We start from the raw sequence: 5329 nt of genomic DNA, 5'->3' as shown, positions 1-5329 counted from the left end.
TTTAGTTATACTTCACCGGTATGTTCTAACGGAACGAATCCGTCTCCAACCGGAGTGGCAGGATTCACCACTGGCGGAACCTATAGTGCAGGAGCAGGCTTGACAATCAACAGTACAACTGGAGAAATCGATTTGGCTACCAGTACACCGGGTACTTACACGGTAACATATACGGTTGCAGCTTCAGGCTGTGCGCCATCGAATTCGAGTACGGCTTCGATTACCATCACACCAATGCCAACCGCAACGATCAGTTATGCGACACCGTTCTGTAACACTTCGTTGAGTGAAACGGTAACATTAAATGGAACAGGAGCTTATACTGGCGGTACATATAGTTCAACGCCTGGTTTAGTGATTGATGCAACTACGGGAGACATTAATCCTAATGCCAGTACATCAGGAACTTATACGGTTACTTATACCGTTCCGGCTTCTGGAGGTTGTCCGTCAACTTCAGCATCTACATCAATTACTATAAATGCTCAGCCTACAGCTGGAGCAGATGGAGGAACAGTGGTTTGTGACAATAGTACAGCAGCTATAGACTTGTTCAGCTTAATTACAGGTGAACAAGCAGGAGGGACTTGGGTTCGAACTTCCGGAACTGGTGGTGCCTTCAATTCAGCTGCTGGAACTTTTACACCATCAGCAGGAGCAACAACCAGTATCTTTGAATATACAGTAAACGGAGTGACTCCTTGTTCGAGTGATGTTAGTATTGCTACAATTACGATAAATGCGCAGCCGACAGCAGGAAATGATGGAAGTACAACTGTTTGTGAGAATAGTACAGCTGCTATTGATTTATACAGTTTAATTAGTGGAGAACAGACAGGAGGGAACTGGGTTAGATTATCCGGAACCGGAGGTGTCTTTAACGCTGCGGCAGGAACTTTTACACCTTCAGTTGGAGCAACAACCAGTACATTTGAATATACTGTGAACGGTGTAGCTCCTTGTAGTAATGATGCAAGTACAGCTATTGTTAATATCAATGCACAACCTACAGCAGGTTCAGATGGAAGTATTGTAGTTTGCGATAACGATACAACAACAATAGACTTATTTAGTTTGATTACCGGGGAACAAGCAGGAGGAACTTGGGTAAGAACTTCAGGAACCGGAGGGATATTCAATGCTGCAGCAGGTACTTACCTTCCAGCCATTGGTGCAACATCGAGTACGTTTGAATATACAGTAAATGGTATTGCGCCTTGTGCTAATGATACCAGTATTGCCAGTGTGACAATCAACCCTCAGCCAAATGTGATTGCTACACCGGCATCGCAAACAATTTGTTCCAATACTTCTACAGGTATTAATTTATCAAGTGGTGTAGCCGGAACAACATATTCTTGGACTGTGGTTCAGAATGGTGTTACCGGAGCTTCTAACGGTTCTGGAGGTGTAATCAACCAGACTTTAACAGCGACAGGTTCCGCAATCGGTACAGTTACTTATACCATCACACCAACTGCGAATGGATGTATTGGAAATCCAATTAACGTTGTGATAACTGTGAATCCGCTACCAGATGTAATAGCAACACCAACTTCAGAAACATTGTGTTCAGGGCAGGTTACAGGTATAACATTAACATCAGGCATGACAGGAACCACTTATTCCTGGACAGCAAGTGCAACAGGAGTATCCGGAGCAACAAACGGAAGTGGAACGGTTATTAATGATGTGTTAACCGCAACAGGAACTACAACAGGAAATGTGGTTTATACCATTACTCCATTAAATAATGGTTGTTCTGGTACGCCTGTTAATGTTGTAGTAATGGTAACGCCAAAAGCAATTTTAACGGCAACACCATTAAATCAGCAAATATGTTCGGGTTCTTCCGCAACTATTAATTTGTCGTCTAACATGCCAAATACAGTTTACAATTGGTCTGTTAATCAGACCGGTGTGACGGGTGCATCATCGGGATTGAATGTAAATACAACCTCAATTAATCATACTTTAACATTGGTGGATCCGTTTGTTCAGGGTGTAGTTGTGTATACTATTACACCAATTGTAAATAGCTGTCCGGGAGACCCGGTTCAAGTTACGGTAACCGTAAAACCAATTCCGAATGTGACGGCTAATCCTGATCAGCAAACCATCTGTTCTCAAGAAACTACAAATATTTCATTAACAAGTAGTGTACCGGGAACAACATATTCTTGGATGGTGTTGCAAAACGGAGTAATTGGTGCAATGCCTGGTTCGGGAACTGCTATTCAACAAACCTTGTCAACTGTAAGTTTTGTGCCAGGAACCGTAGATTATGTTATTACACCTTTTAATGGAGGATGCGCAGGGACTCCAATTACTGTAACCGTTACAGTTAATCCGAAACCTCAGGTAATAGGTTCTTCCTCGTATTCTATTTGTAGTGGAGAGTTTACTACCATTTCGTTGACTTCTTTTGTGGCTGGTACTACTTTTAGTTGGACGGTAGTTCAAAATGGGGTGACAGGTGCTTTTAATGATAGTTCAACAGGGGACATCACTCAACAATTGCATACTACAGGTTCAGGTGTCGGGACGGTTGTTTATACTGTTATACCAACAGCAAACGGATGTGCCGGAGCACCATTTACCGTTACAGTTCATGTTAAACCTTTACCGGTTTCAGCTATGGTTCCGGGAACAGTATGTATTGACAGTGTAACCGGAGAAGTATTATCCACACATTTATTAGATACAGGTCTGAATACAGTTGATTATGACTTTACCTGGTATTTCAATGGAGTTGTAATTCCTGGAGCTATGGGAAGTACTTATGTGGCCAGTGCGCCGGGGGATTATTCGGTAGACATCATAAACACTAATACAGGTTGTACTTCTGATCCTGCTGCTGTTGAAAACACCGTTACAGTTGTAGAATCCAATCCTGGAATTTTAATGCAGATGTATGTAAACGAGGCGTTCAGCAACAATCCTACAATTACAGTAGTGGTAAGTGGAACTGGAGTTTATCAATATCAGATTGATGGAGGAGTTCCTCAGTCTTCAAATGTGTTTACAGGTATTTTACCGGGATTGCATACTATAGTGGTAACCGATGAAAACGGATGTACCTATATTGAAGATACAATTTATGTAATAGGTTATCCGCATTTCTTTACCCCGAATGGAGATGGATTTAACGACACTTGGAACGTTTGGGATTTATCAGACGATCAGCCAAATGCGGAAATCTTAATCTTCGACCGATACGGAAAACTAATCAAACAGATTATTCCGGGAGGAAGCGGATGGAACGGAACGTATAACGGAGAACCATTGCCTTCTACAGATTATTGGTTTACCATTCGTTTCAAAGACGGGCCAAACTTAGAAGAGAGAATTTTTAAAGCGCATTTCTCTTTAAAAAGGTAATTTTCTTTACAATGACTATTTAATATGAAAAAGAGTAGGTTTAGCGATAAGCCTACTCTTTTTATTTTCGTCAAATTCTAAATAATAAATGCTAAATTCTAAATAAAAGCAGTTAGATTATGGCCGTTGCTTTAACCTAAATTACTTTCATTTACCTGTAAAATAAGATATTTTTTGCTGAATTAACAATTAATAGTGATTATGTGATATACCCATTTATGTAAAATTTAAGATAAAATTTTCTAAAATTTATGTAAATTCGCCATTATTAATAGTCATTCAGATGAAGAAAATATACTTTCTTTTAGTTTTTTTTACATTATTTCTTACAAATAACGTTTTTGGGCAAGCGCAGCCAGGGGCTACCTGTCCTACTATGAAACCGTTTTGTGCAAATGATCAAGGGATACCTTTTCCAAATTCAACAGGAGTTCCCAGTTTAGGTGCAGTAGGTTGTAATGGTTCAACACCAAATCCAGCTTGGTTCTATTTGCAAATTGATAATCCAGGAGATTTAAATTTCAACCTTGTTCAAAATACTGCTTTTGATGCTACAGGTAACCCTATTGGAAGTCCTTTAGATGTAGATTTTATTGCATGGGGACCTTTTACCGGTTCTCTGCAACCCGATGATCTTAATGTTACTTTAGCTAACATTTGTGGACAATTGAATTTTAGTTGTGCACCATCTCCATGTCCTAGTAATCCATTTGCCCCACCAGGGACTTATCCAGTTCCAGGAACAAACATAATTGATTGTAGTTATTCTGCTGCAGGAGTTGAAAATTTTACAATTCCAAATGCACAAACTGGGGAAATATATGTTGTGTTAATTACAAACTTTAACGGAGGGGCTGGATTTATTAATCTTCAGCAAACAGGAGGTACTGGTTCCACAAATTGTGATATCGTTTGTCCTCTTTACATAGGTGACGACTTCGTACTTTGTGAAAACGAGTCCGCTACTTTAACGGCTTCTATTGCCGGAGCAGATTCCTATGCTTGGATGTTAAATGGTACTACTCCTATTGGAAATACGCAATCTATTACAGTTAACCAGCCGGGAACTTATTCTGTATTGGTTAATAAAGTTGGCTGTATTTCGAATATGACGGCTTCGATTACTATTTCACCGGCACCGGCTTTTGAAGTTACAGAGCCCGATGATATTACAGAATGCGACGCAAACGGAGGTCCGGTTACATTTGATTTGTCGGTTAATGACGATATTGTCGATCAGAGTATTTATTATACTTCTTACCATTTAACGGAACAGGATGCTTTAGATAACATCTCTATTGGTTCAACTTATACTATGACTCCTCCTCAAACTACGCAAGTGATCTGGGTAGGTATCCGAAGCTTTGATAGCCAGTGTGTGGAAACCCGTTCATTCACTTTAACCATGGTTGAATGCGGCGCTAATCCAGAGACTCCGGCCGACATCACTTTATGTGAGAACGCAGCAGGTTCCGGTCAGGCAACATTTGATTTTGCGGCATTGAATAATGATGTGACGAATAACCAACCGGGATATACGGTAACCTACCACCATACCCTGGCCGACGCCGATAACGATGCCAATGCGATTTCTCCGGACAATGCCTATTTAGGTACAAACGGTGAACAGATCTGGGTTCGTATGGAAGACAATACCGATCCGACTATTGACGGGGTGACTTCTTTCCATATTTATGTATTGCCGTTGCCAACGGCTACGATTACAACGGCAACCGCTACAGTATGTTCTAACACCACTGGAACGGTTACTTTCAGCGGAACGCCAAATGCCGTAGTAACTTATACCGTAGACGGCGGTGCAGACCAAACCATCACTTTGGATGCTGCCGGAACGGCTACAGTAACCACAGCGGCTTTAACCGCAACAACCACATACAGTTTGGTAAGTGTAGCCACAACAGGAACGCCAAGCTGTAGCCAGCCGCAG

General features: G+C 41.2%; 1 protein-coding gene and 1 pseudogene. Both read left to right on the top strand.

Annotation, left to right across the window (positions count from 1 at the left end; translation table 11 throughout):
• Positions 1-3381 (top strand): PKD-like domain-containing protein (locus tag G498_RS0109595; protein ID WP_026980972.1); only part of this gene is annotated, 3381 nt, incomplete at its 5' end.
• A 376-nt stretch (positions 3382-3757) separates the two neighbouring features.
• A pseudogene (locus G498_RS0109590) lies at positions 3758-5329 on the top strand (hypothetical protein); the annotation flags it as partial.

The sequence above is a fragment of the Flavobacterium suncheonense GH29-5 = DSM 17707 genome (genome assembly GCF_000430025.1).
Classification (GTDB): Bacteria; Bacteroidota; Bacteroidia; order Flavobacteriales; family Flavobacteriaceae; genus Flavobacterium; species Flavobacterium suncheonense.
This window is presented reverse-complemented; position numbering and strand designations above follow the sequence as displayed.